The organism is Spirillospora sp. NPDC000708 (genome assembly GCF_040299565.1).
Lineage (GTDB): Bacteria > Actinomycetota > Actinomycetes > Streptosporangiales > Streptosporangiaceae > Spirillospora.
This window is the reverse complement of sequence record NZ_JBEPCJ010000005.1, coordinates 1-14,846: the sequence shown is the minus strand read 5'-3', so window position 1 is coordinate 14,846 and position 14,846 is coordinate 1. Positions and strand designations below refer to the sequence as shown.

Sequence of the window (14,846 nt, the reverse complement as noted above, 5' to 3'; positions counted from 1 at the left end):
GCGCGGCTCGGGCGGTTTCGTATGCTTCCCGCCGCCCTGACCTCAGATGATCACTTCGTGCGGCCGGACGAACGCGGTCCTGAAGGTTCGAAGCGCACGACGAACGCCACCAGGGGCCCGCGGCCCACTATCGTCGGGTGGCTAAGGAGAGCGCTGCCGCGCGTACGGCCGATGGTTCCGAGAACGCGCGCGGGCCCGGGAACGGCGGCCGGGTACTGACGATCCGCGATCTGTCGGTCGAGATCCGCCGAGGCGAACGGGTCGTCCGCCCGGTCTCGGACGTCGGCCTGGTACTGGACCGCGGTGAGACCCTGGGGATCGTCGGTGAGACCGGGTCCGGCAAGTCCATGACCGGTCTCGCGATCATGGGCATGCTGCCGGCCGGGGGCCGGGTGACCGGCGGATCGATCGACCTCGGCGGCGAGGAGCTCGTCGGGCTTCCCGCCGCGCGGTACCGGGCCGTTCGCGGCAACGACATCGCGATGGTGTTCCAGGACTCGATGACGGCGTTGAACCCGACTCGGCGGATCGGTGAGCAGGTCGCCGAACCGGTGCGTCTGCACCACGGCGCGTCGAGGCGGGCCGCGCGCCGGATCGCCGAGGAGATGCTCGCCCTGGTCGGGCTGCCGCGGCCGGCCGAGCGGATGGACGACCACCCGCACCGGCTCTCGGGAGGCATGCGGCAACGCGTGATGATCGCGATGGCGCTGGTGTGCGAGCCGCGGGTCGTCATCGCCGACGAGCCGACCACGGCGCTCGACGTCACGATCCAGGCGGAGATCCTCGACCTCCTCGACGACCTGAAGTCCCGGCTGGGCATGTCGATGATCCTCATCACGCACGACATGGGGGTGATCGCCCGGCATGCCGACCGCGTCGGGGTGATGTACGCCGGTCGCCTGGCCGAGTCCGGGCCGACTTCCGTGCTCTTCGGCCGGACGCGGCACCGCTATACGCACGCGCTGCTGTCCTCGATCCCGTCGCTGACCCACGACCGGCGCGAGGAGCTCTTCAGCATCCCGGGCGCGCCGCCGGACCTGACCGTGGCGCAGGCCGGCTGCCCCTTCGCGCCGCGCTGTGACGCCGCGACGGATCGGTGCCGTGAGGAGCACCCGGCGCCGACGGCGGATGAGGACGGCCATGCCCATGCGTGCTGGCATCCGCCCACCGGCCCGACGGCGGCGGTCCGCGCGCGGTTCGCCGCCGTGCCGGCGATCCACGCCGACCGAGGAGCGGTGCCGCGGCTGCGCGCCGTCGACCTCGAGCGCGAGTACCCGGCGGGCGGTGCGGGTCTCTTCGGCGGGCGCCGTACCGTGAAGGCGGTTTCCGGCGTGAGCTTCGAAGTGGCGGCCGGCGAGACGTTCGGGCTCGTCGGGGAGTCGGGCTGCGGCAAGTCCTCCCTGGGCAGGATGCTCGTGGCCCTGGACCGGCCGACATCCGGCGAGGTGATCTTCGATGGCGAGCCGGTCACCGGGCTGAGCGCACGCGCGCTCGGGCCGCGCCGCACTCGGCTGCAGATGATGTTCCAGGACTCGAACGCCTCTCTCGATCCCCGGATGCGCATCGGCACGATCCTGCGCGAGCCCCTGGCGATCCAGGGCGTCGGCAGGCGCGCCCAGAGGACCGCTCGCGCCCGCGAGCTGCTGCGGGACGTGGGCCTGCCCGCGAGCGTCATGGAACGCTACCCCCACGAGCTCTCCGGAGGGCAACGGCAGCGCGTGGGCCTGGCCCGCGCGCTCGCCCTGGACCCGAAGGTGCTGGTCGCCGACGAACCGGTCAGCGCGCTGGACGTCTCCATCCGCTCCCAGGTCCTCAACCTGATGCGCCGCGTCCAGCTCGAACGGGGGCTCAGCAGCGTGGTGATCTCACACGACCTCGCGGTCGTGCGGTACCTGGCGGACCGGGTCGGTGTCATGTACCTGGGCAAGCTGGTCGAGACGGGCACCACCGAGGAGGTGTACGGCGCCGCCGCGCATCCCTACACCGCGGGGCTGCTCGCGGCGGTCCCGGAGGCGCACCCGGAGGAGCGGCGTCCCCGGGCGGGTGCGCGGGTGCGAGGCGAGCTGCCGAGTTCCATCGATCCGCCCAGCGGCTGCCGGTTCCGCACCCGGTGCGCGCTGGCGACCGATCTGTGCGCCGAGACGGAGCCCGCCTTGACGCCGGTCACCGACACCCACCAGGTCGCCTGCCACTACCCGTTGCAGCCCGAGCAGTCAGCGGAGCCGACGACGCGATGACACGTTCCAGGTACGCACCGGCAGGGACACGCGCGCATATCTCGCGGAGAGGGGATTCGCACAGATGACTTGGTACGTGGTCCGGCGCGTGGCGATCTCGCTTCTCGTCCTGCTGGGGATCTCCGCGGTGGTGTTCTTCCTCCTGCACCTCGTCTCCGACAGCCCGGGGCGCGTCGTCCTGGGGCAGCGCGCCTCGCCCGAGGCGGTGGCGGACTTCAACCGGTCACACGGGTTCGACCGCCCGGTCGTCGTGCAGTACGTCAGGTACCTCGACCAGCTCGCGCACGCGGACCTGGGGAGGTCCTACAAGCTGAACGCGGATGTGGGCACGCTGTTGCAACGCAACGCCGGCCGCAGCGCGATGCTGTCATCGGCCGGCCTGGTCCTGGCGCTCCTGATCGCCGTCCCGCTCGGCATCCTGCAGGCGGTGAAGCGCAACACCGTCATCGACCGGGTCGCCACGGCGGCGTCGTACGTGCTCTACGCGACGCCGTCGTTCCTGCTGGGATTGATACTGATCGCCGTCTTCAGCCAGTCCCTGCCGGTCTTCCCGGCCGAGGCGTCCCAGTCGCACTCGCCATGGGTGATCTTCACCGATCCGCGGGCCATGGCGCTTCCCGTCATCACGCTCGCCGCCACCAGCGTCGCGATCTTCTCCCAGTACCAGCGCTCGTCCGCCCTTGACCAACTCGGCCAGGACTACATCAGGGTCGCGCGAGCCAAGGGACTTCCGGAGCGACTGATCCTGGTACGCCACCTGCTGCGCAACGCCTGCCTGCCGCTGATCACTCTGGTCGGCACGCTCGTCCCCACGCTCCTGGCGGGGAACCTGATCGTCGAGTCGCTCTTCAACTATCCCGGCCTGGGATTGCTGTTCCTCAACAGCCTGCAACGCGAGGACTACCCGGTGCTCCTCGCCTACACCCTCATCGGTGGCGTCCTGACCGTGGCCGGCAACTTCGTCGCCGACCTCGTGGTCGCGGTCGCCGACCGCCGAATCGAGCTGAGAAAATGACCTCACGACGTGTGGACGACATGACCACCGCGACGGACGCCGCGGCAGAGGCCGAGCCCGAGGTCACGAAGGCGGGACATCCCGCGGCGCGGTCGGTGCTGCGCCGCCTGCGGCGGAACCCGCTCGGTCTCACCGGCGGCCTGCTCCTGGTCCTCCTCGCCGGGACCTGCGTCCTCGGCCCGCTGCTCTACCGCACCGACCAGACCGCCGTGGACCCGCTCAACGCGGCCCTGCCCCCTGGCCCGGGACACCCGCTCGGGACGGACACGAACGGGTTCGACGTGCTGGGACGGCTGATGGAGGGCGGCCAGGTGTCCCTGCAGATCGGGCTCCTCGCCGCGCTCTTCGCGACCACGATCGGCACCGTCTACGGCGCCGTCGCCGGACTCGCGGGGGGAGTGGTCGACGGGGTCCTGATGCGCCTGGTCGACGTCATGCTCTCGGTGCCCTTCCTGTTCTTCGTCCTGATCCTGTCGGCGCGGTTCCATGCGAACGCCCTGTCGCTCAGCCTCGTCATCGGCGGGTTCTCCTGGCTCGTCTCCGCCCGGCTGGTCCGTGGTGAAGTGCTGACGCTGCGGGTACGGGAGTTCGTGCTGGCCGCGCGGGTGATGGGGTCGTCCCGCCGGCGGCTCGTCCTCACGCATCTCGTCCCGAACGCGCTCGGCGTGATCATCGTCAACATCACCTTCCAGGTCGCCGACGCGATCCTCGTCGTCGCCGCCCTGGGATTCCTGGGCTTCGGCCTGACGTACCCCACCGCGGACTGGGGCAGCCAGCTCGCCAGCGGCGTCACCTACATCTCCGCCGGCTACTGGTGGCTGATCTACCCCGTCGGCGGCTGCATCATCCTCACGGTGCTGGCGCTCAACCTGCTCGCGGACGCGCTCCGGGACGCGGTCGGGAGACGGGCCGACTGAGGGACGGACGCCGCCCGACCTGTGCGGCGTGACGGATGCGGACGCCGGAAATCGTCGGGTCCACCGAACCAGCGCCGGATGCCGGTGAGGCATCGTCGACCCACATCGCGGAGGCTCGGCCCCGCACCCCCCCTTTGCCTCTTCCTCGGCGCATCTCCATCCCATATGCAGGGAGCCATCAATGACGCAAGTGTCCGGCAAGCAGCGAGGACGCATCTTCGTAGCGTTCACCCTGGTCGCCGTGCTCGTAACGGCGTGCAGCGGTGCGGGCAGCGCGACGAAGGACGCCGCCCGCAGCTATGACACCCTGCCGAAACAAGCGGGCAACCCCAAGAACGGCGGGACGGTCACGGTCGCGTTGACCCCTGGCCTCAGCCCCAATTTCATCTATCCCTACCCGCCGGCGTCCGCCAACGGGACCGTCATCGGCCGCGGGCTGATGTGGCGTTCCCTCTACCGGCCCAGCGGACAGGGCGACAAGATCGTGGACGCCGGGTCGAGCCTGGCCGAGGACCCCGCCTACAGCCCCGACCGCAAGACCGTGACCATCAAGATGAAGGACTACAAGTGGTCCGACGGCGCGCCGGTCACGGCCGGGGACGTCGTCTTCTCCCTCGCCCTGCTCAAGGCCGCGCTCGCGGAGAGCCCGGCCAACTGGAGCTTCTACACCCCGGGCCAGTTCCCCGACGGAGTCACCGCCAAAGCCGCCACACCGGACACGCTCACTCTCGAACTGAAGACCGCGTACAACCCGTCGTACCTGCTCTCCATGCTGACGCTGCTGTACGTGATGCCCTCCACCCAGTGGAACATCGCCCGTGCCGGGGGGCCGCACCTGGACTACACGAAGCCGAAGAACGCGGCGGCGATCTACAAGTACCTCACGAAGGAGTCCGGGTCCCAGTCGACGTTCGCGAGCAACCCGCTCTGGCAGGTGGTCAACGGCCCGTACCGTCTCAAGAGCTTCGACTCGACGACCGGTTCGTTCTCTCTGGTCCCCAACAAGTCCTACAGCGGCCCGGGCACGTCGCGGCTCGACCGGATCGACTTCAAGGCGTTCACCTCGGCCGCCGCGGTGCTCAACCAGTTCAAAGCCGGCAACCTGACCGTCGGCACGCTGGACTCCGGCTTCATCGCCCAGATTCCCGCGCTGAAGGCGAAGGGGTACAACGTCTACGGCGCCCCCGCGCCCGCCAGGTTCGACTCGCTGACCATCAACTTCAAGAACACCGTCGACAACTTCGGCAAGGTCATCTCGCAGGCGTACGTCCGGCAGGCCCTGCAGCGCCTGATCGACCAGCGGGGCTACATCGCCAGCAGGGGCATCTACAACGGTGCCGGCTCCCTGAACTACAGCACGGCGGGCAGCGACTCCCCCTACCCGCCCCGTTTCGGTGACGACCCGCCCTATCCGCACGACCCCGCCGCCGCCGAGAAGCTGCTGACCGACAACGGCTGGAAGGTGGTGCCGGACGGATCCACCACCTGCGTGCGCCCCGGCACCGGGCCGGGGGAGTGCGGCGCCGGCATTCCGCGGGGACAGAGGATCAGCTTCACCCTGGCCTCCGCGAACACCCCGGCCTATGTCGGCGCCCGCGACGTCGCGTTCGCGTCGGCCGCCAAGAGGCTCGGTATCGAGGTCAAGATCGTGACCAAGGCGCTCAACTACATGTACGCCAACTACGGCAACACCTTCGCGCCCGCCAAGAAGAACGAGTGGGCGATGCAGGACAACGGATCGCTGTACCTCGCGGCCGGGTACCCGAGCAGCAACACGGTGTTCAACACGGGGGGCAGCTTCAACCTGGGCGGCTTCCAGGACGCCGAGGCGGACAAGCTGATCGAGGCGTCGACGTTCGGAGCGGACGCGAAGGTCCTGTCGACCGAGGTGACCCGCCTCGCCGAGGACCTGCCCGTGCTCTTCCTCCCGACCCCCCACACCCTGGTCGTGTGGAAGGACACCCTGTCCGGTCCGCCGGCGTCGTTCAAGGCCCTGCTCAGCTTCCTGTACACGCCGGAGCAGTGGTACTTCCACGGCTAGTCCGGCCCCACCGGCTTCAAGGAGCACCCGTGATCCCCGACGTGGGCGCGTTCGCCCGGCCGATCCACCGGATCGACCCGGACGCCGTCGACCTCGATGACGTCGAGACGGTGCGTGACCTGGTCGGCGATGCCCGGGTGGTGGCCATCGGCGAGGGCGCGCACGGCATCGCCGAGTTCTACGAGCTCAAGCACCGGCTGTTCCGGATCCTCGTCCGGGAACTCGGGTTCACCGGCTTCGTGATGGAGTCCGGTTTCGCCGAGGGGCTGGCCGTCGACGAGTGGATCCATGGAGGACCGGGGCGGCTCGAGGCGGTCGCCCGCGACGGCATCACCTACCGGTTCGGCGAGTGCGAGCCGATGCGGCGGCAGCTGCGCTGGATGCGCCGCTGGAATTCCGCGAGCCCGGCGAAGGTCGCCTTCTACGGGATGGACCTTCCCGGCTCGTCCACGTCACCCGGGCCGGCGGTCCGCGCCTGCCTCGACCGGATGCCGGGACTCCCGGGTGACGAGGAGCTCCTTCGCCTGAGCGAGCTGGGAGGCAGGACGGAGGCGGCGGTCCGTTTCGAGGCCATGCCCGGCGCCGACCGCGCCCGGTTGCTCGAAGGCCTCCGCGAGCTGGGGGAGCGCGCGCTCCTGCTCGACGACGAGGTCGTGCGCCGGTGTGCGGATTCGCTCCGGGCGTTCGTCGAGGAGCTGGACGCGCCCCCGGCGGGGCCCTACCCGCGGGACGTGTTCATGGCAGAGACCGTGAGCTGGATCCTCCGGCGAGAACGGCGCATCGTCGTGAGCGCCCACAACGCGCACGTCCGACGTTCGGCGTTGCTGGACCGGCCGATGATGGGGGGCCTGCTCTCCGCCTCCCTGCGAGCCGACCTCGTCGTCATCGGGATGACCTACGGCTCCGGTCCGGAGGTCCGGTTCACCCAGCGCTCCCCGCGCCCGTTCGACTGCGACGTCTCCCTTGGAGCGCGGAGCCTGCCGCCGAACTGCATCGAGGCGCGGCTGGACCGAATCGGCCCGCCCGTGGTCGTCGTGGATCTCCATCGTGCGCCGAGCGGGCTCTTCGACGGCGCCGACGGCACGCTCGCCAACGGCGGTCTCGATCCCGTCGACGACTTCCCGGCCGCCTACGACGCGTTCATCCACGTCCGCCGGGCCACCCGGGTCCCCGGTGCGTTCGAGCGGCTCCGCGCGGAGTTCGACGCGGCCGCGGAGTTCGGCGCGGCCGCGGGGCCATACGCAAAGCAGTCCGCGCACCATGAGGAGACGGAGGCACCGTGACCCTTTCCTATCCGCCCACTCGTACGGTCGGGGTCGTCGCGGACGTCGCGGGCGTCCGCGTGCCGGACCCGTACCGCTGGCTGGAGCGGGAAACCGACGAGGTGCGGCGATGGCAGCGGCGGCAGGCCGAACTCGCCACCGCCGTCATCTACGACGGGCAGGACCCTGAGGCCGTCCGTGACCTGGTCCATGCGTACCACGGCGGGTCCCGCCCGGCCCTGCCGAGATGCGCGGCCGGCCGCTGGTTCCGCGCCGTGACCCCGCCGGACGGCGCGGCGCCCCTGGTCGTCGTCGCGGACCGGCCGTTCGGCGCCGGACGGCCGGTGACGGACCTGGCCGAGTTCGGCGGCGAGGAGAACCCGGCGGTCCTGTCCTGGCTGGCCCCGGCGCCGGACGGCCGCGTCCTGGCCCTGGGCGTCTGCGCCGACGGCAGCGAGCACAACACCATCCGGCTCATCGAGGTCGCCTCGGGGCGGGTGCTCGACGGCGCGCCGGAGCAGGTCCTGCACAGCGCGTGGGCCGGCGGTGTCACGTGGCTGCCCGACAGCAGCGGCTTCTACTTCTTCGCCCTCACCGGCCCACCGCGGGAGTTCCGGCAGGCGGTCTTCTTCCACCGGCTCGGCACTCCGGACACCACCGTGGAGCCGATCCCGGTCGGGGAAGGCTCCCGGGAGTACACGCTCGTCCAGATCTCGCCGGACGGCCGGTGGGCCGTCGCCGCCCATCGAGTGGGCAGCCCCATCCCCGTCGCGGTTCGCGACCTGTCCGAGCCCGGGTCGGCGTGGCGTCCCTTCGTCACCGCCTGCCCCGGGACGGTCGCCGGCCACATCGTCGGCGACCACTACATCGCCGTGACCGATGTCGACGCCCCTCGCGGGCGGGTGGTCGCCATCCCGCTCGACGCGGCGGACGCCGACGACCCGGCGGAGTGGACGGAGCTCGTCCCGGAAGGCGACACGGTGCTGCGGTACCTCTTCCCGGTCGGCGAGCACCTGTACCTCAGCGAGTTCGACCAGACGTTCGCCAAGGTCCGGATCATCGATCGCTCGGGCGCCACCACCGGAGAGGTCCCCCTCCCCGGCCGCGGGGCACTCGCCGCCCCCTTCTTCCCGCTGACCGCTCTGGCCCTCGGCGCTCCCGCGAACGATTTCGTCTTCGCCTTCTCCACGCTGACGACCTCCTGGGGCGTCTACCGGCACCGCCCGGGCGAGGCGGATCTCGAGACGCTGTCGGCCCCGGCGGTCACCCTCGACGCCGAGCTGGAAGCGGGGTGCGCCGTCGCGCCCGACGGCGTCGCGGTCCCGTACCACGTGGTGCGCCCGGCCGGGAGCGACCCGGCGCGCCCGGCGCCGACACTGATCTCCGCGTACGGCGCGGCGAACGTACCCCTCCTGCCCCAGTACCAGCCCGACATGGCCGCCTTCGTCGCCGCCGGCGGCGTCCTCGTCCAGGCGTACCTGCGCGGGGGCGGCGAGTTCGGCCGGGACTGGCATCGGGCCGCGCACCGGGAGCGGCGACACGTCCGCGACGCCGACCTCGTCGCGGTCGCCGAGCACCTCATCGCCGAGGGCGTCACGACCGCCGGCCGGCTCGCGCTGACCGGCGGATCCGACGGCGGACTCATGTGCGGGGTCGCCGTCACCACGCGGCCCGACCTGTGGCGTGCCGTGCTGCCGCGGGAGCCCCTGCTGGACCTCGTCGGCGGCACCCGCGACCCCTATCTCGACTTCGTCATCCGCAAGGCCTGGGCGGACCCGGACGATCCGGCGGAGGTGCGCCGGCTCCTCCGGCTGTCGCCGTACGAGCTGGTCGGCCCGGGTGTCTTTCCGGCGGTCTACATCCAGGCCGGGGCGACCGACCCGCGGTGCCGTCCCTGGCACGCGCGCAAGTTCGCCGCACGGATGCAGGCCGCCCAGGAGGGGGAGGCGCCGATCCTGCTGCACGTCTTCGACAATGCCGGCCACGGTGCGGCGACCTCTCATGACGTCGCGGTCGCGCAGGACGCCGAATGGTTGGCGTTCCTGGTCAAGACGCTCGGCCTGCGGGCCGTCTCAGTCGTCCGGGACCGACCTGATGGACATCAGGCGCAGCTGCAGCATGGCTGAGAGGCGCGCGTTCGAGTCGTTGAGGTCGATGCCACCGACCTCGGCCGCGCGCCGGAGCCGGTAGCGGAACGTGTTGGGGTGCACGAACATCGCGGCGGAAGCCGCTGCGACGTCGCCGAAGGCGTCGAGCCAGGCGCGCAGCGTGTCGACCAGACTGGTCTGGTGCTCCTCGTCGTAGGCGGCGATGCGCGCGATGGAGCCGCTGGGGAGGTCTCCGCGTGGGACGAGATCGGCGAGTTCGAGCAGCAGCGCCTCGACGTGGACGTCGTCCAGCCGGGCCACCTGCCGCCCGGCGACTCCGGACCGCAGGACGCGCAGCGCCCGATCGGCCCCCGACCGCGATCGGGCGAGCGCCGAGCTGTCCGGGGCGAGCCGTCCCACCCCGATCAGCGGGCGCAGGCGGGACCCGACGCGGGCGAGGAACTCGGTGGCGATCAGGACCGCGCGCTCCTCGGCCTCCTGCCGGCTCTGCGGAAAGGGGAGGATGCCGTAGGAGACGTCGCCGATCAGCGCGGCGGCGGCGCGGGGGTGCATGGCGGACAGGTGCATGGCGAAGGCGTCGGCGAGCCGCTTCCGCTCGGCGGCCAGCTGGGCGGGCAGGGGGTGTTCGGTGGCCGAACCGACGACGGTGAGGGCGAGGACGACGGCTCGCTCGTCCTTCAGGCCGAGGCGGCGGACCGCCTCCAGCGACTGCGGCCCGCCTTCGAGGGCGGTGCTCAGCAACTCCGCCCGCAGCCGCCGCTCCATGTCCGCGTCGGCGCGGTGCCACACCATGTGCATCGCGACGAGCTTGGACGCCTCGTAGAGCGCTTGGCCGCGCTCCTCGCTGAGGGGCTCGGGGACCATCACCCAGATCGTGCCGAGGATCTCGTCCCCGGCGCGCACCGCGATCGCCGCGCGGGGCAGCGCGGGCGGTTGCTCCGAGTCGCCCGTCCTCGGCAGCGGCGCCACGAAGACGGGGCCGTCGCTGCGGTAGATCGCCTGGAACACCCCGCGCTCCTCCAGGATGCGGGTGTACCGCTCCGGGACCTGACGGCCCAGGATCGTCTGGACCCGGGACAGGTCCGCCTCCTCCTGCCGACTCGAGAAGGCCAGCAGGCGGGAGTTGCGGTCCTCGATGGTGACGGGCGCGCCGAGCAGCGCGGCGATGGCGTTGGCGACCGCGAAGAGATCGCCGGACGGGATCCGGCCGAACGCGCGGGCGTCGGTGTCGTGCAGGCCGCTGTCGGCGGTCAGGCTCCGGAGCATCCCCGCCAGGTGCGTCCACGATGCGCCCCGGGCGAACGCGAGGACCGCCACCCCCGACTCGCGCGCCGCCGCGACGAGCCGTTCGTCGGGTGCCACGGGCGCGCGGACCACCAGCCCGGCCGCGTCGCGCCGCCCGAGCTGGGCCACCACCCGCGCGATGTCGGCGGGGTCATGCAGGCCGACGCCCAGCACCAGCGCGTTGTCCGGCGGCTCCGGCTCGTCGAGCGGGTCGTAGATGACGACGCCGCCGATGTCGCCGGCGGCGTCGATGTCGCCGCAGACCACGTCGAGCAGCGTGGTTCCGAGCTCCTCCAGGACGCGCGCGAGGCTGGCTCGCGGGAGGCCGGTCACGGGTGCGGGCATGCGCCCGAAGCTAGCGCGGCACGTGGAGGTCGCCGTTCGTTCTGCATGACGAAATCACGCTATCCGATCTGTCGAACAGAACAAAAGGGAATCACCTTGCGGCGATCGGCACCCATTTCGTCGTGACCGTTACGGCATCCAGGATGTCCGGGATCGGGGTGACGCCGAGTCCCGGTCCGGTCGGCACGGCGAGATGCCCGTCCTCGAGGCGGAACGGCGGCGTGATGTCGGTCCGGTAGTAGCGGTCGGACGCGGAGGTGTCGCCGGGCAGGAGGAACCCGGGCAGCGCGGCGAGCGCGACGTTGGCGGCGCGCCCCAGGCCCGTCTCGAGCATGCCGCCGCACCAGACCGGGACGCCGTGCGCCGCGCAGACGTCGTGGATCCGCCGGGCTTCGAGGTAACCGCCCACGCGGCCCGGCTTGATGTTCACCACCCGGCAGGCTCCGAGCGCGATCGCGTCGGCGGCGGCGCGGGCCGAGACGATCGATTCGTCGAGGCAGATCGGTGTGGTGATCCGCGTGGCGAGGTCCGCGTGTCCGAGGAGGTCGTCCTCCGCCAGCGGCTGCTCCAGCAGGAGGAGGCCGAACGGGTCGAGCCGGGCCAGGTGCCGGGCGTCGCCGCGCTGGTAGGCGGTGTTGGCGTCGGCCTGCAGCAGGATGTCGCCGAACCGTTCGCGCACGGCGCGGACCGGCTCGACGTCCCAGCCGGGTTCGATCTTCAGTTTGATCCGCAGGTAGCCCGCGTCCAGGTATCCGGCGACCGTGTCGAGCAGGGCGGGGATCGACTCCGCGATCCCCACGGACACCCCGCACGGCACGGTGTCGCGGACGGCGCCGAGGGCGTGGCCGAGAGCGACGCCGCGGGAACGGAGATCCGCGTCCAGGACCGCCATCTCCAACGCGGCCTTGGCCATGCGGTGGCCCTTGTAAGGGGCCAGGGCCGGGGCGACCTTGTGCGCGTCCAGGTCCGGCACCCCGGCCAACGCCGGCACCAGGAAACGGCTCAGGACGTCGGCGGAGGCGTGCGTGTACTCCGAGGAGTACAGGGGCGCCGTCCCGGCGCCGCATTCGCCCCATCCCTCGGCCTCGTCGGTGACGACGCGGAGCAGCAGCGCCCGCCGCACGGTCTCCGTGCCGAACGACGTCCGGAAGGGCGAGACGAGCGGTACCTCGATGGTGCGGATCTCGACTCCGGTGAGCTTCACTCCGTCTCCTGCCTGTCCAGGACGTACCAGCCCGTCCGGTCGAATCCGCGCACCCGCGCGCCGTCCGCGATCAGCCCGCCGAGAACCTCCCGTACCGCCGTGCGCCACTCCGCGGCGCAGGCCGGGTCGCTCACCCGCAGGGCCTCGACGTCGCGGGGCACGCCGACGATCACGGTGCGCGCGTCGGTGTGCCCGACGACCGGGCCGCCCGCGGCGGAGGCGCTCAGCGCCAGGGCCGCCCCCGCCGCGCGGGCGGCCCCCGCATCGGTCATCCTGGGCCCGCCGTCGCAGGCCGCCTCGACCTCGGGCGCCTCCAGCCGCCACCGGACCAGGATCCGGTCGGTGGCGTCGCTGCGGTTGATGTCGTCGTCCATCGGACCGTAGAAGTTCGCCAGGTACTCGGCCGGATCGGCGGCCAGCTTGGCGATGTTGAAGTACGCGTTGCGGCGCACCAGGGGATCGTAGGTCCAGCAGATCTCGCGGACGCCGCGCAGCATCGCCCAGGAACGCTGGTGCAGCTTCAGCGCGAAACCGACGTTGCGTCCCTGCGTGTGCGCCAGCACCCCGGCGATATGACTGTGCAGGGCCTCGCGCGCCGGCGGGGAGAAGAAGCCGAAGCAGGCTCCCACCAGCTCCCCGTCGTCGAAGGCGCCGCTCACGTAGCCGCCCGCCTTCGTCATCGCGCGCAGCAGGTCGGCCGTCACCGGAGGATTGTTCTCTCCCGTGCGCCAGATGTGCTCGTACAGGCGGCGGACGGCCTCGAGCTCGCCGACCCTGTCCAGGGGGCGGATGCCGACGCCCGCGGCTCGCGCGGCGGCCTCGGCCGCGGCGCACGCCGCGTCGACGGGCGGGGAGTCGCGACGGTCGCGGATGAGATCAGTCACGCCGGCCATGCTCGCAGCCGGCGCCGTCCCGCGGATGGTCCGCGAGCACCGGACGGCGGGGCCCGGTTCGTCCGGACGGACGACTCTCCGCCGCCAGCAGTTCGGCGACCAGCGCGGTGAGCAACCGCGTCCGCTTCGGCAACTCCGCCACGACCAGGTGCTCGTCATCGGCGTGCGCGCCGCCGCCGACCGCCCCCAGTCCGTCGAGGGTGGGCGTGCCGACACCCGCGGTGAGGTTCCCGTCGGAGGCGCCGCCGACCGCGACCGAGGCGAGCGGGCCGACCCCGAGGTCGTCCGCGAGCCGGCGCGCCCGCTCGAACAGGTCCTTCGAAGCCGCCGCCGGGAGCGGCGGCCGGTTCGGGCCGCCCCTGACCTCCACAGCGGCGCCCGGCAGCTCCGGCCGCAGGGCCTGCATCGCCCTGTGGACGCGGTGCTGCTCGGCGGCCGCCCCTGCCCGGACGTCGACGTCGAAGCGTGCCGATCCGGGAACGGTGTTCGCCGTGGTGCCCGCCTCCAGACGGGTCGGCGTGACGGTCGTGCCCAGCGCGGGATCGCTCAGCGCCGCCACGGCCGTGATCTGGCGGGCCGCCTCGACCGTCGCGTTCACGCCGCGCTCCGGCTCCAGGCCGGCGTGCGCGGCCCTTCCCCGCACCAGCACCTCGTAGCGCGACACGCCCTTGCGCTCGGTCTTCAGGGCCCCGCCGGGCCCGGCGGCTTCCAGCACCAGTGCGGCCGCGCAGCGCCGCGCCTCGTTCTCGATGAGCCGCCGTGACGACGGCGACCCCGGCTCCTCGTCACCGGTGACGAGGAGGGTCACGCCGTCCAGGTCGTCCAGCGCCGCCAACGCGTGGAACGCCATCGCCAGCCCCGCCTTCATGTCGAAGCATCCCGGTCCGCGCAGCACCCCGTCGCGGACCTGGAACGGGTGCGTCTCCAGCGAGCCGATCGGCCACACCGTGTCGTGGTGCCCGATCAGCAGGACGCGCGGTTCGGCGCCGAACCGCCAGCGGAGATGGGTGCGCCCGTTGATGACGACCCGCTCCGCCTCGGCCTCCAGGTGCCGGGCGCCGATCTCGGCGACCACCTCCGCGCTGCGGGCGACCGCGGCCAGATCGTCGGACGGGGATTCGCAGTACACCAGCCGTTCGATGTCGGCGATCAACGCGGCCTCGCGCGCCTGTTCGCGGGCCGCGGGCCGAGCCCCGGCCCGTCGCAGGTCGCGGTTCGCCGCGGCACGGCGTTCTGTCACGGCGGGCACCTCTGGTCGACGCATCGCCCAAGCATCGCGAGACGCACCGCGAACGGACCTGTTCTGTCGGCCAACGCCGGCGCGCGAGGTTGGGACGCGGCGATGAAACCGAGCAGAGGCCGACACGGAGAGTGCCGATCCGAGCGCCCGCCCGTCCCCGGCGTGAGGACGGGCGGGGCGCCCCCCCCCGGCCCCCGGCGAGGGGGGGGGGCGGCGGGCCCCGGCCCGGGGCGGGGGGGGCCCCGGGGCGGGCGCGCGGGGGGGCGGCGCGGGGGGGGGGGGGGGGCGGGCCGCCCGCGG

Annotated in this window: 10 protein-coding genes; 6 read left to right on the top strand and 4 right to left on the bottom strand. The window is 72.3% G+C overall.

Annotated features, from left to right (window positions below; translation table 11 throughout):
• Positions 1-137: 137 nt before the first annotated feature.
• The 6 genes from ABT299_RS05540 (at position 138) to ABT299_RS05515 (ending at position 9,598) form a co-directional block, all read left to right on the top strand.
• Positions 138-2,237: a dipeptide ABC transporter ATP-binding protein gene (locus ABT299_RS05540; protein ID WP_500249873.1), complete on the top strand. Its 2,100-nt coding sequence runs from the start codon at positions 138-140 to the stop codon at positions 2,235-2,237.
• A gap of 64 nt (positions 2,238-2,301) precedes the next feature.
• Positions 2,302-3,252, top strand: a complete 951-nt coding sequence (locus ABT299_RS05535) for an ABC transporter permease (protein WP_387024939.1) — start codon at positions 2,302-2,304, stop codon at positions 3,250-3,252.
• Positions 3,249-4,169: an ABC transporter permease gene (locus ABT299_RS05530; protein WP_500249872.1), complete on the top strand. Its 921-nt coding sequence runs from the start codon at positions 3,249-3,251 to the stop codon at positions 4,167-4,169. The genes ABT299_RS05535 and ABT299_RS05530 overlap by 4 nt, the downstream gene beginning before the upstream one ends.
• 181 nt (positions 4,170-4,350) lie before the next feature.
• Positions 4,351-6,210 (top strand): ABC transporter substrate-binding protein, encoded by a 1,860-nt coding sequence (locus tag ABT299_RS05525; RefSeq protein ID WP_500249871.1) that lies wholly within the window; start codon positions 4,351-4,353, stop codon positions 6,208-6,210.
• 29 nt (positions 6,211-6,239) lie between these two features.
• Positions 6,240-7,493 carry an erythromycin esterase family protein gene (locus ABT299_RS05520; RefSeq protein ID WP_500249870.1) on the top strand — a complete coding sequence of 418 codons (1,254 nt, stop codon included), beginning with the start codon at positions 6,240-6,242 and terminating at the stop codon, positions 7,491-7,493.
• Positions 7,490-9,598, top strand: coding sequence for a prolyl oligopeptidase family serine peptidase (locus ABT299_RS05515; protein ID WP_500249869.1), 2,109 nt, complete (start codon positions 7,490-7,492; stop codon positions 9,596-9,598). The genes ABT299_RS05520 and ABT299_RS05515 overlap by 4 nt, the downstream gene beginning before the upstream one ends.
• Here the strand turns inward: ABT299_RS05515 and ABT299_RS05510 are convergent.
• The 4 genes from ABT299_RS05510 to ABT299_RS05495 form a co-directional block, all read right to left on the bottom strand.
• Entirely contained in the window at positions 9,545-11,209 is a 1,665-nt protein-coding gene (locus ABT299_RS05510) for a PucR family transcriptional regulator (RefSeq protein WP_387024949.1), read from the bottom strand. The two genes, ABT299_RS05515 and ABT299_RS05510, sit on opposite strands and share 54 nt — an antisense overlap.
• A 91-nt stretch (positions 11,210-11,300) precedes the next feature.
• Positions 11,301-12,413 (bottom strand): o-succinylbenzoate synthase, encoded by a 1,113-nt coding sequence (gene menC / locus ABT299_RS05505; protein ID WP_500249868.1) that lies wholly within the window; start codon positions 12,411-12,413, stop codon positions 11,301-11,303.
• Positions 12,410-13,297, bottom strand: a complete 888-nt coding sequence (locus ABT299_RS05500) for a GNAT family N-acetyltransferase (RefSeq protein ID WP_500249867.1) — start codon at positions 13,295-13,297, stop codon at positions 12,410-12,412. Before ABT299_RS05500 ends, menC begins: the two co-directional genes overlap by 4 nt.
• Complete coding sequence (locus ABT299_RS05495) at positions 13,290-14,546, bottom strand: M20 family metallopeptidase (protein WP_500249866.1); 1,257 nt, start codon at positions 14,544-14,546, stop codon at positions 13,290-13,292. Before ABT299_RS05495 ends, ABT299_RS05500 begins: the two co-directional genes overlap by 8 nt.
• Positions 14,547-14,846: the final 300 nt, after the last annotated feature.